Genomic DNA, 23,685 nt, shown 5'->3' with positions numbered 1-23,685 from the left:
GCATCGGGATATTTAATTTTCGGATAGGCATTGCCGTTCCTATCTAGGGGCGGCGGCATGTGCCCGCGAGACCGGCGACGAAGCCATGGCCCAGCGGGGCGACGTCTCCCGACCATTCTGGAGGACAGCGATTGTCCAGATCGTCTCCGATCATCGCCTTCGTTCTTTTCCTGCTGGCGCTCTGCCCGCAGATTACCATCGGACAGACCATGACAGACACGAGCCTTCATGCTGCCGCGGCCCGCGACGATGCGGCCGCCATCGCGCGTCTCCTCGCCGGGGGCGCCGCCATTGATGCGCGCGATTCGCGCGGGCGCACCGCGCTGCTGGTCGCGACCCATGATAATCGCCTCAATGCGGCCAGGGCGCTGATCGAGGCCGGCGCGAATGTGAACGCCAAGGACGCGATCAACGACAGCCCCTATCTCTATGCCGGCGCGCGCGGCCACCTCGCCATCCTGAAGCTGACGCTGGCGCATGGCGCCGACCTCAAGAGCACGAACCGCTATGGCGGCACGGCCCTGATCCCGGCCTGCGAGCGCGGCCATGTCGAGACGGTGCGGACCCTGATCGCCGCCGGCGTCGACGTCGACCACGTCAACAATCTCGGCTGGACCGGGCTGCTCGAGGCGATCATCCTCAGTGATGGCGGGCAGGCGCATCAGCAGATCGTCCAGGACCTGATCGCCGCCGGCGCCGATGTGAACCTTGCCGATCGCGACGGCGTCACCCCGCTCCAGCACGCGCGCAGCCGCGGCTATGCCAGGATCGAGCAGATCCTGCGTGCCGCCGGCGCCCGCTGAGGGGATCGGTCATGAGCCAGACACAGCGCTTTCTCTGCGAGGCGATCGAGCTCGCCCAGGCCAACATAGAGGAGGGCGGCCGCCCGTTCGGCGCCGTCGTCGTCAGGGACGGGGCGATGGTCGCAACCGGCGTCAACGAGATCATCGCCACCAAAGATCCCACCGCCCATGCCGAGCTCGTGGCGCTGCGCGCGGCGAGCCGTGCGCTCGGCTCGCCGAATCTCGCGGGCTGCGCCGTCTACGCCAGCGGCCATCCCTGCCCGATGTGCATGGCGGCGATGCGGCTTTCCGGCGTGAGCGAGGTCTACTACGCCTATTCGAACGATGACGGCGCGCCCTATGGGCTCTCGACGGCGGCCATCTATGCCGATCTGGCGAAGCCTTTCGCCGAGCAGTCGATGAAGATCAGCTATGTGCCGGTGCGCAAGGATGGCGAGGCCGATCTCTACGCCGAATGGAAGCGGCGCCAGGCGGCAGGTTAGGCGGCGGACAGGTCTCGCTGCGCCGTCCCCGTCATTCCGGGGCGAGCCGCTGCTTGAGCAAGCCGGCCCTCTGCACATGACGGGCTTCCAGATCGTCATGCTCGCGCTTGTGGCGAGCATCCACGTCTTGGACGGCCGATGGCGTTAAGGAAGACGTGGATGGTCGGGACAAGCCCGACCATGACGGCGTGGCGCCGCATGGCGTGCGCCCCTGGTCTCAGGCCTTGTCGCCGAGATAGGCGGTGGCGTCGATCTCGACGAGGCAGTCGGGCGAGCCGAGGCCGTTGACGATGCAGGAGACGCGGTGCGGCGAGGCCTGCGCGAAATTGGCGAAATAGACCTCGTTCATCGGTTCCCAGTAGGCGCGGTCGGTGACGTAGACCGTGCATTTCACGACATCGTCGAGGCTGCCGCCGGCTTCCTCCAGCAGCGCCTTGATATTGTCGATGCATTGCTGGGTCTGGCGCCGCGGGTCGCCGATTGCGAGCTTGCCGTCCCGGTCCGTGCCGACGCAGCAGACGAACATGAAGCCGCCGGCCACGGTCGCCTGCGCGAAGGGCAGCCGGCCCTTGTGGATCTTGTCCGATGAGATGATGCGCTTGGGCATGGGCAGCTCCGTTGGTTGGCTTGCCGCCTCCTAGCCCGGAAAGGTGGAGAAGCCCTTTCCGGCGCATGCCGGGCGGCTGCGGCGCAGGGCCGGCTGTGGTGGCCGTTCCGGCTCCGGTCGAACCGGTCTGCGCGGCAAGCCGCCTGCCCCCGCGGGCAGGGAATGCGTGGCGCTGCGGGATCGCGTTGCCATCCGCTCGTCGCGTGCTCTAGGTTGGCGCTCTCGCTTGGGAGTTCGTCATGTCTGGATACCGGCTTTGCGCCGCCACTTTTCTGATCGTCGCTCTGGGCGCCTGCACGCCGCGTGAGCCCGTCGCGAGCTCCGAGCCGGTCGCGATGCCGAGCGTGTCGAACGTGCCGCCGCAGCGCAGCTATCTGGACGCGGGTCCGGCGCCTGGCCGCGGCGGGCCGAACTATATCCGCGACAATCTGTCGAACGGTCCGCGCCAGACCGACAGCTTCGGCAACGATCTTCTGACGCGGGCGCCCTGACGTAATTCCGAAGAGTTTTTTCTGACGGGCTGGGATCAGGTAACGGCGCTTCGGTCCGTTACCCGTCGCCAGATTGTGCCGTCAGAGAAAGCTAGCACGGGGCCGGCGCTCTCATCGCTGACGTAGGCTATGGCGCCAGGGCCAACTACAGCAGGGGTTGGGAGCGCCGCTTTCGCATATGATTTGACTTTAACCGGCCCGTCGACATCGAGCCGTGTGGTGGGTGCGGCGATACCAATTCCAACGTTGCCTTGAGCGTCGAAATAGGCGCGTGCCGCTCCGTTTACGTAGATGAGAAACGGCTTCTCGTTCGAGGTGTCGATAAAAACCTGCGTCGACGATACTCCAAACTGCGCAATTTGACTCGCATCCGCACGCAGTTGGATCCGACAGTCGGCGTCACCACTGGAGTCGGCTACTTCAAGCTCGGCCGCTGGCTCGGCAACGCCGATACCTACGCGACCGGTGCCAGATTTGACTACCATGGCCTGCCGCAGCGTTGCGCCGTCACTGATTTTCACGCGGAGGTCATTATCGCCGATGAGGCCTAGTTCAGCTTGGGCAGCGAAGCCGGTTTGAAACTGCAAAGTCCCGACGTCGGCAGCAACGGCCTTGTTGACGGCAAGCCGCATGTCGCTGCCGGCATGGTTGAACAGCGCAGCGGGAGATGAGACCGCCAGCCGGTTGGTAGAGTCGGCGTCGGTGTTGACACCAAAGCTCTCGGCGCGGCGTACCAGTGGCGCCCAGCTAGTGCCGTCGAACACAATAAGTTGCGCCTCATCGCGAACAAACACGCGCCAGCCAGCCTGCGGTCGATGGTAGACCCAGCCGCTGCTGTCTTCGGCCGCGATTGCGCCATCTCGGCCTAACCAGTCTCCCGTCGCACCCAAGGGGATGAGATAACGCACGCCGACTATCGGGCTCGGTGGTGGAGTCGGCTGCGCGCGGCTCTCGACAGCAAGGTGAACGAGTGCGTCGATGATCGTGAGTGCGTCGTTGTGGGTGACGTGCTTCTGAGCTTGGCCGGCGGCGATGTAGGGCAAGTCTAGACGTGCAGTGCTAGCCATGGCAGCCTCCTATTCAGCTATTGATATAGGATAATATTCCTTATGTCAAGTTGTGCTGCCACGACGCTGTTGCGGTTCCAAAAAAGCTTAGCCGCCTGCGGAACGCAGGATTGCGGGGTTCTGGAGGAACTCGTCTCGGGCGTCGCTGGGGGTGAGCTCGACCTTGCCGCGCTGCGCCGGCGGGCGATCCGCGCCCGCCGGCGCTCGGCGCATTATCATCTGGCGATGTCCTATGCCGTCGGGCCCGGCCGCCGCAGCACCGCCATCGCGCTCGCCCGGCGCGCGACCGGGATCGCTCCCCACGCCGCCCATGCCTGGCATCACCTCGGCATCCATCTGGACGATGCAGGGCAGGTTGCCGAGGCGCGGGAAGCCCATCGCGAGGCCGCCCGGCTCGCCCCCGACATGGTCGGCCTGCTGATCGCCTATGCTAGGGCGCAGCGCGCTGCCGGCGATTATGCCGGAGCTCGGGCTACGGCCGAAAGGGCTGCCGCAAGCCACAGCACGCCGGAGATCCGACGCCGGATCTGGCTCCTCCTCGTTCGCCTGCATATCGAGGCCCGGTTGGCTGCCGTGCGGAATGGTCTGCGGCTCGTCTTCCGGTGACCAGCAGGGGAGGTGCCGGCCTCCGCGACCGCGGAGTGGCGCCGGGCTCCGTCATCTTCCCGATCGGCTAATCTATTCCGGAATTTCATAAGATCGCGCTCCGAATGCATTAGCCAGCGGCGCTTTCGACGTGCCATCCTGCCCCGGACCAGGGGCGTCGCGGCGCTCGGTTCGGCGGAGTCCCGTGTGCCAGACGACGAGAGCGCCCTCTATCCAGCGATCGAGCCCTATCACTCCCAGCGCCTGCCGGTCGGGGACGGCCATGAGCTGATCGTCGAGCAGAGCGGCAATCCCGACGGGATTCCCGTCGTTTTCCTGCATGGCGGCCCGGGCGCGGGCAGCAAGCCGGCGCAGCGGCGGACCTTCGATCCCGCCGCCTTCCGGATCGTGACCTTCGACCAGCGCGGGGCAGGGCGCTCGCGCCCTCTGGCGGAGCTCGCGGGCAACACGACCCAAACGCTGGTCGCCGATCTCGAACGGATCCGGGAGCATCTCGGCATCGCGCGCTGGCTCGTCACCGGCGGTTCCTGGGGCAGTTGCCTCGGCCTCGCCTATGGGCAGGCGCATCCCGAGCGCTGCCTCGGCTTCCGCCTGCACGGCATCTTCATGGCAGAGCGCGCCGAGATCGACTGGTGGTTCCACGGCTCGCGCACGATCTTCCCGGACCATTGGGAGGTCTTCGCCAATTTCGTGCCGGAAGCGGAACGCGGCGACCTGCTCGGCGCCTATTATCGCCGCCTGACCGGGCCCGATCGCGAGCAGCAACTGGCGGCCGCAGTCGCCTTGCGCACCTTCTCGGGAAAGACGCAGACCTTCCTGCCCGATGCCGAGCATGTCGCGGCGCTGACCGAGCCGGAGGCCGCGCTCGCGCTGGCCCGCATCTTCACGCATTACTGCGTCAACGGCGCCTTCCTCGAACCCGGCCAGTTGCTGCGCGACGTCTCGCGCATCCGGCACCTGCCGGCCGAGATCGTGCAGGGGCGCTACGACATCGTGACGCCGATGTGCACGGCCTGGCGCCTGAAGACGGCCTGGCCCGAGGCCCGCTTCACCATCGTGACCGAAGCCAACCACGCGGCGACGCCGAGCGCGCCGGCGCTGTCGCTGGCCCTGCGCGAAGCGACCGACCGCCTGCGCGATTCGATGCTGGCCCTCGCGGCCTGAAGGAACAGCCATGTACGAAGCCGCCAGCCAGATCCGCCTGGGCATCGAGCCCTATCTCGAAATCCGCAGCGCCAAGAGCCCGGCCGTGGCGCCGGACGGCGAACTCCTCGCCTATCTCAGCGACGAGAGCGGCACGCATCAGATCTGGCTCCGGCCGCTCGCCGGCGGGGCGCCCTGGCGCCTGACCGACATGCCGGAGCCGGTCGGCGCGATCGCCTTCAACCCGAAGAGCCGCGACCTGCTGTTCACGATGGATTGCGGCGGCGACGAGCGCCACCAGCTCTGGCTCGTGCCGGGCGCTTCCGGCGTGCCGCAGCCGCTGACGGATGATCCGACCGTCGTCCACGTCTGGGGCTGCTGGGCGCCGGACGGCCAGCGCATCGCCTTCGCCTCGAATGCGCGCGACCGCGAGCATATGGACATCTATGTGATGGACATGGCGACGCGGGCGGCGCGGCGCGTCTTCGAGGGCAGCGGCTATCGTGAGGCCGTGGCCTTCTTCCCGGACGGACGTTCGCTGCTGGTTGCCGACGCGACCCATGCGATGAACGACCAGGACCTCTACCGGCTCGATCTCGAAAGCGGGGCGCGCGAAGCTCTGCTGCCGCATGAGGGCCGGGCCCGCTACGCCGCCAACCGGATGAAGAAGGACGGCAGCGGCTTCTTCACCATCACCGATCAGGGCCGGGAGTTTCTCAGCGTCGCCTTCCGCTCGGCAGCCGACGGCACGCTGAGCTGGATCGTCGAGCGCGACGGGCAGGATATCGAGGCGGTCGCGCTGGCGCCGGACCAGAACCGCCTCGCCTATGTCGCCAATGATCGCGGCTGGAACCGCGTCTTCGTGCGCGACATCGCCAGCGGGGCGGAGTTCGAGGCTGAAGGCCTGCCGCCGGGAACGGTCGGTTCCGTCGCCTGGCTGCCGAATGGTTCCGGGCTCGTCTTCCCGCTCGACGGCTCGACCGCGTCGCCGGATATCTGGCACTTCGACATCGCGACCAAGCAGGTCAAGCGATTGACCGATGCCTCGAAGGCCGGGCTCGATCCGGCCGGTTTCGTCGAGCCGATGGTCGCGAGCACCAAGAGCTTCGATGGGCTCGAAGTCCCGTTCTTCGTCTACCGGCCGCGCTGCAAGGCGCCGGAAGGCGGCTATCCTGCCGTCGTCGTGGTCCATGGTGGCCCGGAGGCGCAGTGGACGCCGATCTTCCGGGCCGACCTGCAGTTCTTCCTGAGCCAGGGCATCATGGTGATCGCGCCGAATGTGCGCGGCTCGACCGGCTATGGCCGCAGCTACCACCATCTCGACGACAAGCATCTGCGCATGGACAGCGTCGCCGATCTGAAGGCGGTCAGGCTCTGGCTGCGCGAGCAATCCGACGTGAACGATGACCGCGTCGCGGTCTATGGCCGCTCCTATGGCGGCTTCATGGTGCTGGCGGCGCTGACCGAACAGCCCGAGCTCTGGAAGGTCGGCATCGAATTCTACGGCATCGCCAATTTCCTGACGCTGCTGGAGACGACCGGGCCGTGGCGCCGCTATCTGCGCGCGGTCGAATATGGCGATCCGGTCGCGGACCGCGAGAACCTGATCCGCTTCTCGCCGATCCACAAGCTCGACCAGATCCGCGTGCCGCTCTTCATCGCGCAGGGTTTCGACGACCCGCGCGTGCCGCCCGGCGAGAGCGAGATGATCTATTCGGTGCTGCGTGGGCTTGGCCGCCCGGTCGAGTATGTGCGCATCCCGCATGAGGGCCATGGCTTCGCCCGGATCGAGAACCGGCGCACCGTTTTCGGCGGCGTGGCCCGTTTCCTGCGAGAGCATCTCTGAGAGAGGACCACGCCATGCAGAATTCCGAGATCATCTGGGAGCTGGTCGATACGAAGCGGCAGCCCTTCGAGGCGCTGAGCGACCGCGTCTGGGGCATGCCCGAGATCGCCTATACCGAGTACCGCTCGGTCGGCGAGCATATCGCGATGCTCAAGGAGCAGGGCTTCCGCATCACCGAGAACGTCGCGGGCATCCCGACCGCCGTGATGGGCGAGGCGGGCGAAGGCGGCCCGGTCATCGCCATCCTCGGCGAATATGACGCGCTGCCGGGCCTCAGCCAGGAGGCCAACATCGCCGAGCCGAAGCCGGTCGAGGCCGGCGGCCACGGCCATGGCTGCGGCCACAACATGCTGGGCTCGGCCGCGCTGCTGGCGGCGACCGCGGTGAAGGACTGGCTTGCGAAGACCGGACGCCCGGGGCGCGTGCGCTATTTCGGCTGTCCCGCGGAAGAGGGCGGCGCGGCCAAGGCCTTCATGGTGCGGGCTGGCGCCTTCGACGATGTCGATGTCGCCATCTCGTGGCACCCGGCGACGATGACCAAGGTCGACGATGCCTTGTCGCTCGCCAATACCCGGATGGATTTCCAGTTCACTGGCCGCGCTTCGCATGCGGCGGCGGCGCCTCATCTCGGCCGCTCGGCCCTCGATGCGGTCGAACTGATGAATGTCGGCGTCAACTACATGCGCGAGCATGCGCCGTCCGACGCGCGCATCCACTATGCCTATCTCGATGCCGGCGGCATCGCGCCGAATGTCGTGCAGGCTTCGGCCAAGGTGCGCTACGCCATCCGGGCGCGCGACCTCGCCGGCATGCTGGAGCTCAACGAGCGCGTGAAGAAGATCGCCGAGGGCGCGGCGCTGATGACCGAGACCACCGTCTCGATCTCGATCATGAGCGCGGTCTCCAACATGCTCGGCAACACGCCGCTGGAAGACGCGATGTTCAAGAACATCGACCGTCTCGGCCCCGTGCCCTTCGATGCGGCCGACAGGGCCTATGCGGCGAAGATCCAGGCGACGCTCGGCCCGGCCGACATCCTCAACGACTATCGCAAGACCGGCATCGCGCCGCGCGAGAACACGCCGCTTTGCGATTTCGTCGTGCCGCAGGGCACGCGCGGCGTGCCGATGATCGGCTCGACCGATGTCGCCGATGTCAGCTGGAAGGTGCCGACCATCCAGGCGCGGGTCGCGACCCATGCCATCGGCACGCCCGGGCATTCCTGGCAGATCACGGCACAGGGCAAGGCGCCGGCTGCGCATAAGGGCATGGTCCATGCAGCCAAGATCATGGCCGCGACGGCGGTCGACGTCATCAGCGACGAGACGCTGCTGGCGCGGGCCAAGAAGGACCATCAGGAGCGGACGACGCAGACACCCTATGTCTGCCCGATTCCGGCCGAGGTGAAGCCGCCGATCAAGCCGCGGCCCGAAGCCGCCTGAGCCGACTGCCGGGAGCGGTCGCAAGGGCGGCTCCCGGACGACCGACGCGTCTTCCAATCAAACAACAACCAAAGAGCGGGATTCGATCATGGCCAAGCGAAACGACGAGACCGGAACCAAGCGCAGCGCCGCCGGGCGCAGGCTGCTCTCGGCCGCGGCTGCCGCCGCCCTCTGCGCCGGCGCGGGAGCGGCCATCGCCGCCACGCCCAAGAACGCGCTGGTGATGGCCTGGAACATCGACGCCATCAGCACCTTCGACCCGGCCCAGGTCGGCGAGGTCGTCACCAACGAGATCCTGCAGAATACCTGCGACACGCTGGTCGATTTCGACCCGGCCGACGAGCGCAAGGTCGTGCCGAGCCTCGCCGAGCGTTGGGACGTCTCGCCGGACCGCAAGGAGATCACCTTCCACCTGCACAAGGGTGCGAAGTTCCCGTCCGGAAACGTCGTCACGGCGGAGGATGTCGCCTGGTCGCTGCAGCGCGTCGTCAAGCTGAACTTCGGCAATGCGGCGACTCTGACCGAGTACGGCTTCACCAAGGACAATGTCGAGCAGACCATCGTCGCGGGCCCGAACGACACCCTCGTCCTCAAGTTCGACAAGCCCTATCCGACGACGCTGATGCTGCAGGCGATCGCCGCCAACCGGGTCTCCATGGTGATGGACAAGAAGACCCTGATGGCGAACGAGCAGGGCAGCGATCTCGGCAACAAGTATCTGGCCACGCGCACGGCCTGCGTCGGCCCCTACAAGCTGACGCGCTGGAATGCAGGCGAGTCGATCGTGCTGGAGGCGAATGACGGCTATTGGGGCAAGGCGCCCGGCCTGAAGCGTATCCTGATCCGCCATGTCGCGGAACCGGGCACCCAGCGCCTGCTGCTGAGCCAGGGCGACGTCGACGTGGCGCGCGACCTGACGCCGGAGGACCTGAAGGACCTCGAAGGCTCCAAGGACATCTCGATCATCAAGGTCCTGAGGCCGCAGCTCTTCTACTGGGGATTCAACGTCGCGGACGGCCCCTTCTCCAAGGAGAAGGTGCGCCTCGCGATGCGCTACCTGGTCGACTATGACGGCCTCGCCAAGACGGTCATGACCTATCTCGGCGTTCCCCGCGCCAGCTTCGCCCAGCTCGGCGCCGTCGGTGCCCTCGACGAGAAGGAGGGCCAGCCCTTCAAGCTCGACCTCGACAAGGCCAAGCAGCTCCTGACGGAGGCCGGCTACCCGAACGGCTTCGAGGCGACCATGATCTTCGGCACGCTGCCGCATGCCAACCCGATCGCCCAGAGTGTCCAGCAGAACGCCGCCAAGGTCGGCGTCAAGCTCTCGCTGGAACGCATGGCCAACGCCCAGCTCTTCAGCAAGGTGCGCGGGCGCGAGTATCAGTCGGCGATGCTGGCCTGGCAGACCGGCGTCCCGGACGCGCATGGCAACGCCTCGCGCCTCGTCTTCAACCCCGACAACCGGCTCGAGGCCAAGCAGACCCAGTATCCGAGCTGGCGCGCCGCCTACCAGGATCTCGACCTCAACAAGAAGGTTGACGAGGCCCTGCTCGAGCCCGATCCGGCCAAGCGCGACGCCCTTTACGCCACGATCCAGAAGGAAGTGATGGCCAAGGGGCCGATGGCCTTCATGTTCCAGATGAACAGCGTCGCTGGCGTGCGCAAGGACCTGAAGTCTTGGACCTGGAACGGCTTCCGTACCTACTACGAGCGGGCGACCAAGTAAGGCCGCCGCGATGTCCCGGACCGCCGCTGCGGCGCCCGGCCTGAGCTCCGAGCCGGAACGGACCATGCTTCCGTCCTGGCTCAAGGCATCCGGCCGAATCGTCGTCTCCTTCGCCGTGACCCTGCTCGGGCTCGCCGCGTTGACCTTCTTCATCGGCCGCCTGCTGCCGCTCGATCCCGTTGTCGCCGTGCTCGGCGACAACGTGACCCAGGAAGCCTATCAGGCGATGTACAAGCAGCTCGGTCTCGACCAGCCGCTCTATGTCCAGTTCGGCCGCTATCTCTGGGGCGTGCTGCATCTCGATTTCGGCATGGCGCTGACCACCGGCAAGCCCGTGATGGCGGATATCGCCCGCGTCTTCCCGGCCACGATCGAGCTCGCCAGCGTGGCGATCGTGATCGGGACGAGCCTCGGCATTCCGCTCGGCGTGCTCTCGGCGATGTATCGCGGCTCCTGGCTCGACCAGATCGTCCGGATCGTCGGGTTGATCGGCTATTCCGCGCCGAATTTCTGGCTCGGCCTGATGGGGCTCGTGCTGTTCTACGCGACGCTGGGCTGGGTCGGCGGGCCGGGGCGCATCGACTTCACCTATGAGTTCGATCTCGAACCCGTGACCGGCTTCCTGCTGATCGACAGCGCGCTCGCCGGCAACTGGGAGATGTTCGGCAATGCCGTGTCCCACATCATCCTGCCGGCCTCGATCCTGGCCTTCAGCTCGCTCGCCTATATCAGCCGCATGACCCGCAGCTTCATGATGGAGCAGCTCGGGCAGGAATATGTGGTGACGGCGCGGGTCAAGGGCCTGTCCTGGGCGCGTACGGTCTGGGGCCACGCCTTCCGCAACATCGCCGTGCAGGTGGTGACGGTGGTCGCGCTCTCCTACGCCTTCCTGCTCGAAGGCGCGGTGCTGACCGAGACGGTATTCGCCTGGCCGGGCTTCGGCCGCTACCTGACAAATGCGCTCCTCGCCGGCGACATGAACGCCGTCGTCGGCTGCACGCTGCTCGTCGGCGTCATCTTCGTCACGCTCAACCTGTTGTGCGACCTGCTTTACCGGGTCTTCGACCCGCGGACCCGCTGAGGCATGGCCATGGCACCAAACTCCATCGACCAGGCCAACGGGCGAGGCCTCCGGGCCTGGCTCGCGGCGCCCGTCCCGTCCTCGCCTTTCCAGGCGCGGATGCAGCAATTGTCGCTGAAATGGTGGCGGCTCAGGGCCAACCCCGCCGCGCTGTTCGGCCTCGCCATCATCGTGCTGATCATGCTGGTGGCACTGTTCGCGCCGCTGATCGCGACGCATGACATCTACGCGCAGGACCTGACGCAGCGCTTGCAACGGCCCTCCGCCGCGCACTGGTTCGGCACGGACGAGCTCGGTCGCGACATCTTCAGCCGACTGGTGTTCGGCTCGCGCATCACGCTCTACATCGCCCTGCTGACGGCGGTGATCGCGGCGCCGCTCGGGCTGATCATCGGCACCACTTCCGGCTATCTCGGGGGCTGGGTCGACACCGTGCTGATGCGCATCGTCGACATCTTCCTGGCGTTCCCGAGCCTGGTGCTGGCGCTGGCCTTCGTCGCGGCCCTCGGGCCGAGCATCGATCACGCTATCATCGCGATCGCGCTCGCTGCCTGGCCGCCGATCGCGCGCCTCGCCCGCGCCGAGACGCTGTCGATCCGCAAGTCCGACTACATCGCCGCCGTCCGGCTGCAGGGGGCGTCGCCGCTCAGGATCATCCTCGGCCATGTCGTGCCGATGTGCATTCCCTCCGTCGTGGTGCGCATCACGCTCAACATGGCGTCGATCATCCTGACCGCGGCCGGCCTCGGCTTCCTCGGGCTGGGCGCGCAGCCGCCGAGCCCGGAATGGGGGGCGATGCTGGCTTCGGGCCGCGAGTTCATCCTGACCAATGGCTGGATCGCCGCGATCCCCGGCCTCGCCATCCTCGTCACCAGCCTGGCCTTCAACCTGTTCGGCGACGGCCTGCGCGACATCCTGGATCCGCGCCATGGTTAAGCCGCTGCTCGAGGTCGAAGACCTCTCCGTCACCTTCAAGGGCGCGCATCGCACCGTGCAGGCGGTGCGCGGCATCTCCTTCAGCGTCGGCCGCGAGAAGGTCGGCATCGTCGGCGAGTCCGGCTCCGGCAAGTCGCTGACCGGGCGCACCATCCTGAAGCTGACGCCGAAGGCGGCGAGCATCTCCGCCAAGCGGTTGTCCTTCGACGGGATCGACCTGCTCGCCGCCGGCGAACGCCAGATGCGGACGATCCGCGGCAACCGCATCTCGATGATCCTGCAGGACCCGAAATTCTCGCTCAACCCGCTGATGCGGGTGGGCGAGCAGATCACCGAGGCCTACCGGCTGCACCACAAGGTCGGCGGCAAGGAGGCGGAAGCTCGGGCGCTCGCCATGCTGGAGGCCGTGAAGATCCGCGACCCCGCGCGCGTCTTCAAGCTCCTCCCGCACGAGGTTTCGGGCGGGATGGGACAGCGCATCATGATCGCGATGATGCTGATCCCGGAGCCGGATCTGATCATCGCCGACGAGCCGACCTCGGCGCTCGACGTCACCATCCGGCGGCAGGTGCTGAGCATCCTCGACGAGCTGGTGACGCGGCGCGGCGCCGGGCTGATCTTCATCAGCCATGATCTCAATCTCGTGGCCGATTTCTGTGACCGCGTGTTGGTTATGTATGCCGGCCGGATCATGGAGGACATCCCGGCGCGCGAGCTGCGCAATGCGCGGCACCCCTATACGCGCGCCTTGCTCGACAGCCTGCCGCGGCTCGACCGGCCGGCCGATGTGCTGCAGGTGCCGAGCCGCGATCCCGCCTGGCTCGACGGGCCGACGCTGCAGAGCGGAGCGCGGTCATGAACGTGGCGGATCCGACCCTGGCGGCGAACCGCAAGGCGGCTCTTGCGGTCGACAAGCTGACCGTCGTCTTCGGGCGCGGCGGCGCGGCGTTGAAGGCCGTGGACGACGTCTCCTTCACGCTTCGCCATGGCGAGGCCTTCGGCCTGATCGGCGAGTCCGGCTGCGGTAAGTCGACGGTGCTGCGCGCGCTTGCAGGCCTCAACAGCGAATATGGCGGCACGATCAGCTTCCATGACCGCGAGGTGCCGCACAAGCGCGACAAGGCTTTCTTCCGCCGCGTGCAGATGGTGTTCCAGGACCCCTATGCCTCGCTGCATCCGCGCAAGATGGTGCAGAACGTGCTGGCCGAGCCGCTGAAGATCCACGGCTTCGACAGGGCGCAGGAGCGGATCGACGAGATCCTGACCGCGGTCGGCCTCGGGCCCTCCTTCCGCTATCGCTTCCCGCACGAGCTCTCGGGCGGCCAGCGCCAGCGCGTTGCGATTGCGCGTGCGCTCATCATCGAGCCGGAGCTGCTGCTGCTGGACGAGCCGACCTCGGCGCTGGACGTCTCGGTGCAGGCGGAGATCCTCAACCTGCTGAAGCAGCTGCGCCGCGACCGGGACCTGACCTATCTGATGGTCAGCCATGATCTCGCAGTGGTGACGCATCTGTGCGGACGCGTCGCGATGATGAGCGAGGGCCGCATCATCGAGGAAATGAGTGCCGAGGATGTTCGGGCAGGCAGGGCGAATGAGCCCTATACGCGCGAATTCCTCGAGGCGAGCGTTGGCTATCGCCCGATCGCATGAGCGCAATCGGGTTTCGGAGAACCAGAAAATGGATGACGCGGGCATGATGGGCGAAAACCGGACCGAGGGGCATTGGCCGGCGAGCGGCTGGGAGACGGTCGCGCCGGAGGCCGCAGGCTGGTCCCGCGACGGGCTGGACCGGGCCTGGCGCTTCGCCGACACCATCTCGACGGCGACCCTGATGATCGTGCAGGGCGGGCGCGTGGTGGCGAGCCGCGGCGATCTCGCCCATCGCTACCAGTGCCATTCCGTCCGCAAGAGCTTCCTCAGCGCCCTGATCGGCATCCATGAGGAGGAAGGCCGGATCGACCTGTCGCGCACGCTCGCCGATCTCGGAATCGACGACAAGCAAGGCCTCAGCGACCTGGAGAAGGCGGCGACGATCTACGATCTGCTGACGGCGCGCTCGGGCATCTTCCATCCGGCCGGCTATGAATCGCCCTGGATGAAGTCGATCAAGCCGCAGCGCCATGCGCATCCGCCGGGTACCTTCTGGCTGTACAACAACTGGGATTTCAATGCGCTCGGCACGATCTTCACGGCGCTGACCGGCACCGGCATCCATGACGATTTCCTGGCACGGATCGCCCGGCCGCTCGGCATGGAGGATTTCCGCCTCGACGGCGAGCGGCGCGACGGCTGGCTGGAGCCGGATGATTGCTCCGTTCACCCCGCCTATCCGTTCCGGATGTCGACGCGCGATCTCGCCCGTTTTGGCCTGATGTTCCTGCGGCAGGGGCGCTGGCAGGGCGAGCAGGTCGTGCCGGCCAATTGGGTGGCGACCAGCGTGCTTCCACTCTCCGATGCCGGCCCGCGCGGGGGCTATGGCTATATGTGGTGGACCGAGCGTTCCGGCGCGGGCTTCCCGGGCGTGGTGCTGCCGGCCGGCAGCTACAGCGCCCAGGGCGTCGGCGGGCAGAACTGCCTCGTCATCCCGTCGCACGACCTGGTGATCGTGCATCGTGTCAACACCGACATCAAGGGCACGGAGGTGAACCGCTTCGCCTTCGGACGCCTGCTGCGCCTGATCCTCGAGGCGCGTCGGCAGGGTTGAGCCCATTCGCCATCGCGGGACTGACCGGGAGTGATCATGCCGAGTGCTATCGAACGGATTGCGGACTGGAGCGGCTCCAGGCCGGCCTTCTCGCCCCTGGCTCGCCTGAGGGCGCATCACGCCATCGCCGATACGGTCGGCTGCATGCTGGCGGGCATCGGCGATCAGGCGACGCAGGCCGTGCGCGAGGCCTTTGCTTCCGGAATTGGCCCCGAAGGCGCGGCTGCGGTCGCCGGCGGGGGGCGGGCGACCGAGGCGATCGCCGCTTTGGTCAACGGCACGGCCGCGCATGCGCTCGATTATGACGACAATTTCAGGCCGGGCATCACCCATGCCTCGGCCGTGCTCGTGCCGGCCCTGCTTGCGGTGGCGCAGGGGCGCGCGGCGAGTGGGCTGTCCTTCGTCGACGCCTATCTCATTGGGCTGGAGGCGCAGGCTGCCGTCGGGCGCGGCATCAACCCGGCGCATTACACCATCGGCTGGCATGCGACCTCGACGGTCGGCGCGATCGGCACGGCGGCCGGAACGGCCTGGTTGATGGGCCTCGACGCGGCAGGCGTTGCGCGGGCGATGAGCGTCGCCGCCAGCATGGCCGCCGGTCCGAAGGGGCAGTTCGGCACACCCGCGAAACCTCTCCATGCCGGGCTCGCGGCGCGCAACGCCGTCGATGCGGCCGCGCTCGCAGAGGCGGGGATGACCGGGCGCCTCGATATCCTGGAATGCCCGATGGGCATCGCCGAATTGTTCGGCGACGACAGTGCCGCCGGCTGGGAGCGGATGGTGCTGGCCTCTCCGCACGTCATCGAAAGCGACGGGCTCACCCCGAAGCGCCATCCCTGCTGCGGCTCGACGCACAACACGGTCGACGCCATCCTTGATCTGAAGGCGGAACACCGTTTCGGGGCGGGGGATGTCGAGGCTGTGGACACGCTGGTCGGCATCGCCAATGTCCGCAACCTCGCCTATCCCGATCCGCAGGACGAGATGCAGGCGCGCTTCTCGATGCATTATTGCGTTGCGCTGGCGCTGTTGCAGGACAGGCTGTCGCTCGCCGATTTCACGCCGGAAGCGGTCGGGCGCCCGGAGATCCGGCGCCTGCTGTCGCTGACGACGATGCGCGCCTACGACAAGAGCGAGGAGGCGGCGGGGCGCCAGCCGCATCGCGTCACCATCCGCCTCAAGGACGGGCGCCTGCTCAAGGCGGAGCGGCTGGAGGCGAGGGGCTCGATCGCGGTTCCGTTCGACGATGCCGACCGGCAGGCGAAGTTCGCGGATTGCTGTGCCGGAATGCCGGGCGCCGCGGCGCTCTATGCCCGGCTCACCGACATCGACGCGGCAGCGGATCTCGGCTTCCTGCTGTCGGAGCCCGCCGAGGCCGGGCGCGCATAGTCGCGCCGACCGGAAGCAGGGCGGGCTGAATCATCAGGCAATGATGGAGGCTGGCTGTCGCCGAGGGCGGCGGCCCAGAACTGTTCGACGGCGGGACGGCCCTGCTGCCGCGCCCGGTAGAGTCGGATCTCCGCGGCGATGTACCAGGACGGATCGGCGGCCGGTACGAGCTGGCCGTTGCGCAGCTCCTCGCCAACCAGGCTCTCGGGCACCCAGGCGACGCCGCGGCCGGCCAGGACCATGGCCTTGAGGCCGACCGACATCGGGTTCTCGTAGACGGTGACCAGGGGCGTCGGCCGCTCGGCGAAGAGCAGGGCGAGCCGGCGGGCGAAGAAGGAGCAGTTGCCGTAGCTCAGCAGGCGGACGGGCGCTTCGCCGCTGCGGAAGGGGTGGAGCGGCTCGCCCCGGCCGTCGGGGATCGAGACCGGGATCGCCTGTTCGGTGCCGAGGTGGCGATAGAGGAAGCGTTCGGCATCCAGTTCGGGCAGCACGGCCGGGTGCGCATAGGTCAGCAGGAAATCGCATTCACCGTGGTTGAGGAGGCCGACATTGCCGTCAAAGGATGCGCGCTGGTCGCAGAACCGCGTCTTCAGCGGGCCGAGCCTGTCCTCGATGCGACGGATGAGGCCGGGGAAATAGGTCAGGGACAGGGTGTTCAGTGTGGCGAAGGTCAGCGTTTCCGACGCATCTTCGTGCAACTGGCGCATTTCCAGCCTTGCACCCCGCACCTGCTTCAGGATTTCCTGGGCACGCGGAAGGAAGGTCCTGCCGGCTTCGGTAAGGCAGATCGGATAGCTGCTGCGGTCGAACAGCGGCAGGCCGAGCCATTCCTCGAGCTGCTTGACCCGGCGGCTGAGCGCCGACTGCGTGATGTTCCTTTCGCGGGCGGAACGCGAGAAGCTGAGCGTCGTCGACAGGCTCAGGACGTCTTCCAGCCATTTCAGCTCCATCGCCGCCCCCCTCGTCGCTGTGCCTCGGCCCATGATCCGAAGCGGCCGTCGGCAGGTCAACATGCATGCACCGGCAGGGGCCGTTCGGCCAGGCGCCGGCTTCGCCGGTCTTCTGGCCTCGCCGATACGCCGGCGCAGGAGCGGCCCGGCCCCCTGGGCCGGGTGCTGCCGTGGCAGCCGGGCTTCCGGAAGGACGCTTGCGGTTCGATGCTCTCCCCGCCCTCGGTGGAGATGAGAGCGGCGAAGGTTAGTATGATCTCGGCATGCCGAGCACATGCTCGGCGAGATAGGACAGGATCAGGTTCGTCGAGATCGGCGCGACCTGGTAGAGCCGCGTCTCGCGGAATTTGCGCTCGATATCGTATTCCTCGGCGAAGCCGAAGCCGCCATGGGTCTGGACGGCGGCATTGGCTGCCTCGAAGGAGGCATCGGCCGCCAGCATCTTGGCCATGTTGGCCTCGGCGCCGGGATTGGCGCCGGCCTCGTAGAGGCGGATCGCCTCGCGCACCATCAGTTCGGCGGCGCGCATATTGGCGTAGGCCTTGGCGATCGGGAACTGGATGCCCTGGTTTTGGCCGATCGGCCGGCCGAAGACATGGCGTTCCTTCGCATAGTTCGAGGCCTTGTCGATGAACCACTTGGCGTCGCCGATGCATTCGGCTGCAATCAGGATGCGCTCGGCGTTCATGCCGGACAGGATATAGCGGAAGCCTTTGCCCTCCTCGCCGACGAGGTTCGCGGCCGGGACCTTCACATTGTCGAAGAAGACCTCGGTGGTGGCATGGTTCATCATCGTGCGGATCGGCCGGATCGTCAGGCCGTCCTTCAGCGCCTCGCGCATGTCGAGGATGAACACCGAGAGCCCGTCGGTGCGCTTCTGCACCTGGTCGCGTGGCGTGGTGCGCGCGAGCAGCAGCATCAGATCGGACTGCGCGGCGCGGCTCGTCCAGATCTTCTGGCCGTTGACGACGTAATGGTCGCCCTCGCGGCGGGCGGTGGTGCGCAGCGCGGTCGTGTCGGTGCCGCTGGTCGGCTCGGTGACGCCGAAGGCCTGCAGGCGCAATTCGCCGGAGGCGATCTTCGGGAGGTAGCGCTGCTTCTGGTTCTCGGAGCCGTGGCGCAGCACCGTACCCATCACATACATCTGGGCGTGGCAGGCGGCGCCGTTGCAGCCCTGCCGCTGAATCTCCTCCATGATGACGGCTGCCGCCGAGAGCGGCAGGCCGGCCCCGCCATATTCCTCCGGGATCAGCGCCGAGAGGAAGCCGCTTTCGGTCAGCGCCGCGACGAACTCAGTCGGATAGGCCATCTCGCGGTCGAGCTTGCGCCAGTACTCGTCCGGATAGTCTGCGCAGAGCCTGGCGACCGCGTCGCGGATATCGGCATGGGCGTCCGAAGGGTGATGATCTGTCGTCATGCTTCGACTCGTTCTTGGCGCGCGGCGGGATTCGACTCGAACCGTCGCTTACACTCCGGGCCCGGGTGAAGATATCGGCACTGCGGCCGCGAAGGTCACGCGCCGTATTCGGCGTCGCTGACATGCTCCAGCCAGTCGACCACCTTGCCATCCTTGACCTCCTGAAGCGCGATATGGGTCATGGCTGCCTCGGGTGACGCGCCGTGCCAATGCTTCTCGCCCGGCTCGAACCAGACGACGTCGCCGGGGCGGATGGTTTCGACGGGGCCGCCGTCGCGCTGCACCCTGCCGAGACCGGAGGTCACGATCAGTGTCTGGCCGAGCGGATGGGTATGCCAGGCCGTACGCGCGCCCGGCTCAAAGGTGACATGGGCCCCCTGCACGCGGTCGGGGGCGGCCGGATTGAACAGGGCGTCGATACGAACCCGGCCGGTGAACCAGTCGGACGGCCCGGGGCGGGATGGCGTTTGCCCGGCACGATAGATCTGCATGATGATCTCCTTTGGATCAGGTCCGAGCTTCAACGCGCAGCAGATGCCCGCCGCGTACCAGCTACGATGCGGTCCCCCGGTCGGGGCGGTCGAGCCGGACCAGAGCGCGAGACCCGCGGCGCGGGCCGTGGAAACATCGCGAGATTGCCCCAGGGCGCGCAATAGCAGAGATCGCCAACCGCTTCGCCGCCGAAACGGCCGCGGGGGAGACCTGCTGCTGCAGATCCTTCGGGAGGTGAATCCGGGTGTCGCAGGCGCTGATCTCCGGGTGTTCCGGGACTGGCCGTGTACCGCCCCTGTGTCCCCGGGCGGTTTCCAAACCCTTGCAGGATAACATTTTTCCAAGAAATCGGGGTTTGGGGCTGGTGCTGCCAGAGAGGATCGAACTCTCGACCTCTCCCTTACCAAGGGAGTGCTCTACCACTGAGCTACGGCAGCAGGATCGTCAGCCAACCCGCGGTCACCTGCCCGGAGGCGTTGGCGGCGCGGCTTCGTTGCGAAGCGGCGCCCTGATGCCACAAGCGCGAGGCGGACGCAACCCGCTCTCTCAATCCGGAAGCAATAACCGTGGATCAATCCGGAAGAGCCGGCCGTCGCCGAGGAGATGCGCGCTCAGCCCATCGCGAAAGAGCGGCCGGAAGGCGGCATCGCGCAGGTTGAGGCCGCCGGCATAGGCACCCATCGCCGGCATCACGCAGCGCTGCTGCGACAAGGCGAAGCAGCGCCGCCGCAAGGCCCGCCCGCGCATCCTGACCTTCGCGGTCGGATGCAGATGCCCGGCGATTTCGGGGGCCTGCGCGGTCGCATCCGGCTCGTGGCGCAGGACGACGCCGGAGACCGTGATCGTCGGCGCGCTCTCGCCGCCCATGGCGCGGCTGATCGCCGGGTCATGGTTGCCGGTGATCCAGAGCCAGTCGCGGCCCTGCTGAAGCTGGCGCAGGGCGGCAAGCGTCGCGGGGACGAGCCGGTTTTCGGCCTCCCGGTCGTGGAAGCTGTCGCCGAGCGCGATGACACGGGCCGGCTGGCGGCGGCGCATCACCATGGCCAGCGCGGCGAGCGTCGCAGCCGAATCATAGGGCGGCAGCATCACGCCGCGTGCGGCATAGGCCGAGCCCTTTTCCAGATGCAGGTCGGCGACGACGAGCGTGCGCTCCTCCGGCAGCCAGAGCCCGCCGGAAAGGTCCGGCACGAGCGCGAGCCGGCCCAGCATGAAGGCCTCGCTTGCCGGCGCGGAGCGGACTGCTGCAACCGTCACGCCATCGCCTCTTCCGTCAGCATCGCTTCCGCCTCCGCCAGGATCTCGTCCGCCGCCTCGCCATAGACTGCCTCGCGCCCGATCTCGAGCATCACCGAGACGCCGAGCGGCGAGACATGGTCGAGCGGCTGATGCACGATTCGGCCGCTGATCCGTGTCAGCATCTCACCGAGCCGGCGAATGTCGAGCAGGCCCGTTGCCGCGTCCGCTCGCGCCGCCTTGAGGAGGATATGGTCGGGCTCGTGCCGGCGCAGCACGTCGTAGATCAGATCGGTCGAGATCGTCACCTGCCGGCCGCTCTTCTCCTGGCCGGGATAGCGTCGCTCGATCAGCCCACCGATGATGGCGCAGGAGCGGAAGGTGCGCTTCATCAGCGCCGATTCCGCCATCCAGTCCTCCAGATCGTCGCCGAGCATGTCCTGCGCGAACAACTCGTCGAGGTCGAGCGCGCCGCGCGCGATCGCTGCCGTCATGTCGCCGAGCGTCCAGCAGGCCATGCCGTAATCGTTGCAGACGAAGCCGAGCGGCCGCATCCGGGCGCGCTCCAGACGACGCGTCAGGAGCATGCCGAGCGTCTGGTGGGCGAGGCGGCCCTCGAATGGATAGGCGACCAGATAGAAGCGTCCGGCACGCGGGAAGGTCTCGACCAGAAGCTCGCCGGGCTTCGGCAGGCGCGATATCCGCTTCTGCGCATGCAGCCAGGCCGAGACTTCCTCCGGCAGCGTATGCCACAGGCTGGGGGAGGCCAGGATGGCGCGCACGCGGGCGGCGAGGAAGGTCGAGAGCGGGAACTTGCCGCCGTCATAGGAGGGAATCTTCGGATCGGTGCCGGCGGCGGCGCGCGAGCAGACCGCCTCGTTCTCGACGATGCCCTCGAAGCGCAGCACCTCGCCGGCGAAGACGAAAGTGTCGCCCGGTACCATGGTCTCGGCGAAATACTCCTCGATCTCGCCGAGCACGCGCCCGCCCCGGGTGATCATGCCGGGTTGTCCCGGCTTTCCGGCCCGCGCCCGGCCGAGCCGGACCTTCAGCATCGTCGCCTCGACGATGGTGCCGACATTCATGCGGTATTGCTGGATGACGCGCGCATTGCTCGCGCGCCAGAGGCCGGCCTTGTCCTGCCGGAGCTTGGCGAAGCGCTCATAGCTCTTCAGCGCATAGCCGCCGGTCGCGACGAAGTTGACAACCGCGTCGAAATCCGCGCGGACGAGACCGGCGTAAGGCGAGGCGGTGCGGACTTCCTGATAGAGCGCATCGGCATCGAAGCCGTCCGAGCAGGCGACGCCGAGGACATGCTGGGCGAGGACGTCGAGCGCACCGATGCGCGGCGGCGGCGTGTCCTGCGCGGCCTCGTGGACAGCTTCGAGCGCGGCGCGGCACTCCAGCAGCTCGAAGCGGTTGGAGGGCACCAGCAGGGCTTCCGAGGGCTCGTCCATGCGGTGGTTGGAGCGGCCGATGCGCTGGATCAGGCGGCTCGCCCCCTTGGGTGCGCCGAGATTGACGACGAGATCGACATCGCCCCAGTCGATGCCGAGATCGAGCGTCGCGGTGCAGACCACCGCCTTGAGCCGCCCATCCGCCATCGCCGCCTCGACCTTGCGGCGCTGCTGCGCGTCGAGCGAGCCGTGATGCAGCGCGATCGGTAGATTGTCGTCGTTGAGATTCCACAGCGCCTGGAAGGCGAATTCCGCCTGCATGCGCGTGTTGACGAAGACGAGGGTGAGCTTGTGCGTGCGGACCGCCTCGTAGACTTCCGCCATTGCATGCAGGGTGGTGTGGCCGGCGATCGGCAGGCTGCGTTCGGTGTCGAGGATGCCGATGCGCGGCTTCGCCCCGCCCGCGACGGTGACGAGCCCCGCCGGCGTCTCGGTGCCGCCGAGATAGTGTTGGAGGTCAGCCGGCTCGCGCACCGTCGCCGAGAGGCCGACGGCGGAGACCTGCGGCGCCAGCGCCTTCAGCCGGGCGAGGTCGAGCGAAAGCAGGTCGCCGCGCTTGGAGGTGACCAGAGCGTGCAGTTCGTCGAGCACGATGCGGCGCAGGGATGAGAAGAACGGCGCCGCGTCGCGATGCGAGACCAGGAGCGCCAGCTGCTCGGGTGTCGTCAGCAGGATGTCGGGTGGGCGCTGGATCTGGCGCGTGCGCTTGGCGGCGGAGGTGTCGCCGGTGCGGGTCTCGATCGTGATCGGCAGCCCCATCTCGCGCACGGGCGCTTCGAGGTTGCGGGCGATGTCGACGGCGAGCGCCTTCAACGGCGAGATGTAGAGCGTGTGCAGCCCGTCATGCTTGCCCATGCGCTCGGCGAGTTCGACCAGCGAGGGCAGGAAACCGGCGAGCGTCTTGCCGGCCCCGGTCGGCGCGACCAGCAGCGTCGAGCGCCCGGCGCGCGCCTCTTCCAGAAGAGCGAGCTGATGCGGCCGCACGTTCCAGCCGCGACCGGAAAACCAGGCCTCGAAGGCGGGAGGGAGCGGGGAGGGCGCAGCCATGCTGCCTCAGAGATAAAGCGCGGCGATCGAGAACGAAAGGAGAATATAGACGATCTCCCTTCTGTCTCCTGCCGTGATTCGTCATCGGCGCGCGGCTAGGACTGGGCGGCTGCCGATACCGGAAGCCGCAGGGCCTGGTCGAGAGGCCCTCGAGGAGCCGCTTGCGGAACGCTGGCGGCGCCCGCGCATTCCATGGTGGTGGCATCCGTCGAAGACTGCTGTCTCCGCTTTCAGATGTCTCGAAATCGGGCTGGATTGGTTTCAGAAGCGAAAGGGTAAGCGATGGCCAGTGCCAAGAACACGATCTGCCTGTGGTTCGACAAGGAAGCCGAGGCTGCGGCCCGCTTCTATGTCGCGACTTTCCCGGACAGCTCCATGGGGGCAGTCCATCGCGCGCCGACCGATTACCCGTCGGGCAAGGCCGGCGATGTCCTCACGGTCGAGTTCACGGTCGCCGGCATCCATTGCATCGGCCTGAACGGCGGGCCGATCTTCAAGCACAGCGAAGCCTTCTCCTTCCAGATCGCCACCGACAGCCAGGAAGAGACCGATCGCTACTGGAATGCCATCGTCGGCAATGGCGGCCAGGAGAGCGCCTGCGGCTGGTGTAAGGACAGGTGGGGCTTGTCCTGGCAGATCACGCCGCGCGTCCTGACCGAGGCGATGGCCGCCGGCGGCGAGGAGGCGAAGCGGGCTTTCGCCGCGATGATGGAGATGCGCAAGATCGACGTCGCCGCGATCGAGAAGGCCCGCCGCGGCTGACGGG

The 23,685-nt window shown here is 67.4% G+C and carries 22 protein-coding genes, 1 tRNA gene and 1 pseudogene; 16 read left to right on the top strand and 8 right to left on the bottom strand.

From position 1 onward, the window contains the following. Window positions 1-209: 209 nt before the first annotated feature. Together B5Y19_RS09935 and B5Y19_RS09930 are read left to right on the top strand one after the other, a co-directional pair. The gene (locus B5Y19_RS09935) at window positions 210-803 is read left to right on the top strand and encodes an ankyrin repeat domain-containing protein (protein WP_079591441.1); all 594 of its coding nucleotides are present in this window, start codon (window positions 210-212) and stop codon (window positions 801-803) included. An 11-nt stretch (window positions 804-814) separates the two neighbouring features. Beyond that, the gene (locus tag B5Y19_RS09930; RefSeq protein ID WP_055726563.1) at window positions 815-1,285 is read left to right on the top strand and encodes a nucleoside deaminase; all 471 of its coding nucleotides are present in this window, start codon (window positions 815-817) and stop codon (window positions 1,283-1,285) included. Window positions 1,286-1,502: 217 nt separating this feature from the next. On the opposite strand, the gene B5Y19_RS09925 is transcribed toward B5Y19_RS09930, so the two are convergent. Then, window positions 1,503-1,892: a RidA family protein gene (locus B5Y19_RS09925; RefSeq protein WP_079591402.1), complete on the bottom strand. Its 390-nt coding sequence runs from the start codon at window positions 1,890-1,892 to the stop codon at window positions 1,503-1,505. Window positions 1,893-2,131: 239 nt separating this feature from the next. Here B5Y19_RS09925 and B5Y19_RS09920 point away from each other — a divergent pair, with 239 nt between their 5' ends. After that, window positions 2,132-2,383, top strand: a complete 252-nt coding sequence (locus B5Y19_RS09920) for a hypothetical protein (protein ID WP_055726565.1) — start codon at window positions 2,132-2,134, stop codon at window positions 2,381-2,383. A 35-nt stretch (window positions 2,384-2,418) separates the two neighbouring features. Here B5Y19_RS09920 and B5Y19_RS09915 read toward each other — a convergent pair whose 3' ends face one another. Beyond that, on the bottom strand, window positions 2,419-3,450 hold the full coding sequence (locus B5Y19_RS09915; protein ID WP_055726566.1) for a DUF2793 domain-containing protein: 1,032 nt from the start codon (window positions 3,448-3,450) through the stop codon (window positions 2,419-2,421). 69 nt (window positions 3,451-3,519) lie between these two features. Here B5Y19_RS09915 and B5Y19_RS09910 point away from each other — a divergent pair, with 69 nt between their 5' ends. The 12 genes and pseudogenes from B5Y19_RS09910 to B5Y19_RS09860 all read left to right on the top strand — a co-directional run bounded on the left by B5Y19_RS09910 (window position 3,520) and on the right by B5Y19_RS09860 (window position 16,323). After that, window positions 3,520-4,056, top strand: a complete 537-nt coding sequence (locus tag B5Y19_RS09910; protein WP_079591401.1) for a tetratricopeptide repeat protein — start codon at window positions 3,520-3,522, stop codon at window positions 4,054-4,056. Between the two features lie 186 nt (window positions 4,057-4,242). After that, window positions 4,243-5,220: a prolyl aminopeptidase gene (gene pip / locus B5Y19_RS09905; RefSeq protein WP_055726568.1), complete on the top strand. Its 978-nt coding sequence runs from the start codon at window positions 4,243-4,245 to the stop codon at window positions 5,218-5,220. Window positions 5,221-5,230: 10 nt separating this feature from the next. Continuing rightward, window positions 5,231-7,045: a S9 family peptidase gene (locus B5Y19_RS09900; RefSeq protein WP_055726569.1), complete on the top strand. Its 1,815-nt coding sequence runs from the start codon at window positions 5,231-5,233 to the stop codon at window positions 7,043-7,045. A 14-nt stretch (window positions 7,046-7,059) separates the two neighbouring features. Further along, window positions 7,060-8,487: a M20 family metallopeptidase gene (locus B5Y19_RS09895; protein WP_055726570.1), complete on the top strand. Its 1,428-nt coding sequence runs from the start codon at window positions 7,060-7,062 to the stop codon at window positions 8,485-8,487. An 88-nt stretch (window positions 8,488-8,575) separates the two neighbouring features. After that, complete coding sequence (locus B5Y19_RS09890) at window positions 8,576-10,213, top strand: ABC transporter substrate-binding protein (RefSeq protein ID WP_079591400.1); 1,638 nt, start codon at window positions 8,576-8,578, stop codon at window positions 10,211-10,213. 64 nt (window positions 10,214-10,277) lie between these two features. Beyond that, a complete protein-coding gene (locus B5Y19_RS09885) occupies window positions 10,278-11,294 on the top strand; it encodes an ABC transporter permease (RefSeq protein WP_055726592.1) in 1,017 nt (338 codons plus the stop codon). A gap of 3 nt (window positions 11,295-11,297) precedes the next feature. After that, window positions 11,298-12,230 carry an ABC transporter permease gene (locus B5Y19_RS09880; protein ID WP_055726571.1) on the top strand — a complete coding sequence of 311 codons (933 nt, stop codon included), beginning with the start codon at window positions 11,298-11,300 and terminating at the stop codon, window positions 12,228-12,230. Between the two features lie 70 nt (window positions 12,231-12,300). Then, a pseudogene (locus tag B5Y19_RS26725) lies at window positions 12,301-12,759 on the top strand (ATP-binding cassette domain-containing protein); the annotation flags it as partial. A gap of 144 nt (window positions 12,760-12,903) precedes the next feature. Next, on the top strand, window positions 12,904-13,089 hold the full coding sequence (locus B5Y19_RS26720) for an ABC transporter ATP-binding protein (RefSeq protein WP_411914150.1): 186 nt from the start codon (window positions 12,904-12,906) through the stop codon (window positions 13,087-13,089). Next, window positions 13,086-13,880, top strand: a complete 795-nt coding sequence (locus tag B5Y19_RS09870; protein WP_055726573.1) for an ABC transporter ATP-binding protein — start codon at window positions 13,086-13,088, stop codon at window positions 13,878-13,880. The genes B5Y19_RS26720 and B5Y19_RS09870 overlap by 4 nt, the downstream gene beginning before the upstream one ends. A 28-nt stretch (window positions 13,881-13,908) precedes the next feature. Beyond that, window positions 13,909-14,934: a serine hydrolase domain-containing protein gene (locus B5Y19_RS09865; protein ID WP_244555543.1), complete on the top strand. Its 1,026-nt coding sequence runs from the start codon at window positions 13,909-13,911 to the stop codon at window positions 14,932-14,934. 36 nt (window positions 14,935-14,970) lie between these two features. Beyond that, window positions 14,971-16,323, top strand: a complete 1,353-nt coding sequence (locus B5Y19_RS09860) for an MmgE/PrpD family protein (protein ID WP_055726594.1) — start codon at window positions 14,971-14,973, stop codon at window positions 16,321-16,323. Here B5Y19_RS09860 and B5Y19_RS09855 read toward each other — a convergent pair. The 6 genes from B5Y19_RS09855 to B5Y19_RS09825 form a co-directional block, all read right to left on the bottom strand. Next, a complete protein-coding gene (locus tag B5Y19_RS09855; protein ID WP_079591398.1) occupies window positions 16,242-17,273 on the bottom strand; it encodes a LysR family transcriptional regulator in 1,032 nt (343 codons plus the stop codon). The genes B5Y19_RS09860 and B5Y19_RS09855 overlap by 82 nt on opposite strands. A gap of 247 nt (window positions 17,274-17,520) precedes the next feature. Then, the gene (locus tag B5Y19_RS09850) at window positions 17,521-18,690 is read right to left on the bottom strand and encodes an acyl-CoA dehydrogenase family protein (RefSeq protein ID WP_079591397.1); all 1,170 of its coding nucleotides are present in this window, start codon (window positions 18,688-18,690) and stop codon (window positions 17,521-17,523) included. 95 nt (window positions 18,691-18,785) lie between these two features. Beyond that, the gene (locus tag B5Y19_RS09845) at window positions 18,786-19,181 is read right to left on the bottom strand and encodes a (R)-mandelonitrile lyase (protein WP_055726575.1); all 396 of its coding nucleotides are present in this window, start codon (window positions 19,179-19,181) and stop codon (window positions 18,786-18,788) included. A gap of 363 nt (window positions 19,182-19,544) precedes the next feature. Beyond that, window positions 19,545-19,619: transfer RNA gene (locus tag B5Y19_RS09835), tRNA-Thr, on the bottom strand. 109 nt (window positions 19,620-19,728) lie between these two features. Then, a complete protein-coding gene (gene pdeM / locus B5Y19_RS09830) occupies window positions 19,729-20,391 on the bottom strand; it encodes a ligase-associated DNA damage response endonuclease PdeM (protein WP_079591440.1) in 663 nt (220 codons plus the stop codon). 41 nt (window positions 20,392-20,432) lie between these two features. Next, on the bottom strand, window positions 20,433-22,919 hold the full coding sequence (locus B5Y19_RS09825; RefSeq protein WP_055728802.1) for a ligase-associated DNA damage response DEXH box helicase: 2,487 nt from the start codon (window positions 22,917-22,919) through the stop codon (window positions 20,433-20,435). A 282-nt stretch (window positions 22,920-23,201) separates the two neighbouring features. Between B5Y19_RS09825 and B5Y19_RS09820 the strand changes: the two genes are divergently transcribed. Continuing rightward, on the top strand, window positions 23,202-23,681 hold the full coding sequence (locus B5Y19_RS09820) for a VOC family protein (protein ID WP_055728801.1): 480 nt from the start codon (window positions 23,202-23,204) through the stop codon (window positions 23,679-23,681). Window positions 23,682-23,685 lie beyond the last annotated feature (4 nt).

Source organism: Allobosea thiooxidans, from assembly GCF_900168195.1.
Taxonomy (GTDB): Bacteria; Pseudomonadota; Alphaproteobacteria; order Rhizobiales; family Beijerinckiaceae; genus Allobosea; species Allobosea thiooxidans.
Note: the sequence above shows the minus strand (reverse complement) of the source record. Positions and strands in the feature narration are given on the sequence as shown.

Bases quoted from the DNA above. Each gene is read 5' to 3' on its own strand.
- B5Y19_RS09900 (WP_055726569.1), top strand. From the start codon at position 5,231: ATGTACGAAGCCGCCAGCCAGATCCGCCTGGGCATCGAGCCCTATCTC.
- B5Y19_RS09885 (WP_055726592.1), top strand. From the start codon at position 10,278: ATGCTTCCGTCCTGGCTCAAGGCATCCGGCCGAATCGTCGTCTCCTTC.
- B5Y19_RS09935 (WP_079591441.1), top strand. From the start codon at position 210: ATGACAGACACGAGCCTTCATGCTGCCGCGGCCCGCGACGATGCGGCC.
- B5Y19_RS09850 (WP_079591397.1), bottom strand. From the start codon at position 18,690: ATGACGACAGATCATCACCCTTCGGACGCCCATGCCGATATCCGCGAC.
- B5Y19_RS09825 (WP_055728802.1), bottom strand. From the start codon at position 22,919: ATGGCTGCGCCCTCCCCGCTCCCTCCCGCCTTCGAGGCCTGGTTTTCC.
- B5Y19_RS09895 (WP_055726570.1), top strand. From the start codon at position 7,060: ATGCAGAATTCCGAGATCATCTGGGAGCTGGTCGATACGAAGCGGCAG.
- B5Y19_RS09865 (WP_244555543.1), top strand. From the start codon at position 13,909: ATGGATGACGCGGGCATGATGGGCGAAAACCGGACCGAGGGGCATTGG.
- B5Y19_RS09920 (WP_055726565.1), top strand. From the start codon at position 2,132: ATGTCTGGATACCGGCTTTGCGCCGCCACTTTTCTGATCGTCGCTCTG.
- B5Y19_RS09820 (WP_055728801.1), top strand. From the start codon at position 23,202: ATGGCCAGTGCCAAGAACACGATCTGCCTGTGGTTCGACAAGGAAGCC.
- B5Y19_RS09870 (WP_055726573.1), top strand. From the start codon at position 13,086: ATGAACGTGGCGGATCCGACCCTGGCGGCGAACCGCAAGGCGGCTCTT.
- B5Y19_RS26720 (WP_411914150.1), top strand. From the start codon at position 12,904: ATGTATGCCGGCCGGATCATGGAGGACATCCCGGCGCGCGAGCTGCGC.
- B5Y19_RS09925 (WP_079591402.1), bottom strand. From the start codon at position 1,892: ATGCCCAAGCGCATCATCTCATCGGACAAGATCCACAAGGGCCGGCTG.
- B5Y19_RS09915 (WP_055726566.1), bottom strand. From the start codon at position 3,450: ATGGCTAGCACTGCACGTCTAGACTTGCCCTACATCGCCGCCGGCCAA.
- B5Y19_RS09845 (WP_055726575.1), bottom strand. From the start codon at position 19,181: ATGCAGATCTATCGTGCCGGGCAAACGCCATCCCGCCCCGGGCCGTCC.
- B5Y19_RS09880 (WP_055726571.1), top strand. From the start codon at position 11,298: ATGGCCATGGCACCAAACTCCATCGACCAGGCCAACGGGCGAGGCCTC.
- pdeM (WP_079591440.1), bottom strand. From the start codon at position 20,391: ATGCTGGGCCGGCTCGCGCTCGTGCCGGACCTTTCCGGCGGGCTCTGG.
- B5Y19_RS09860 (WP_055726594.1), top strand. From the start codon at position 14,971: ATGCCGAGTGCTATCGAACGGATTGCGGACTGGAGCGGCTCCAGGCCG.
- B5Y19_RS09930 (WP_055726563.1), top strand. From the start codon at position 815: ATGAGCCAGACACAGCGCTTTCTCTGCGAGGCGATCGAGCTCGCCCAG.
- B5Y19_RS09890 (WP_079591400.1), top strand. From the start codon at position 8,576: ATGGCCAAGCGAAACGACGAGACCGGAACCAAGCGCAGCGCCGCCGGG.
- B5Y19_RS09855 (WP_079591398.1), bottom strand. From the start codon at position 17,273: ATGGAGCTGAAATGGCTGGAAGACGTCCTGAGCCTGTCGACGACGCTC.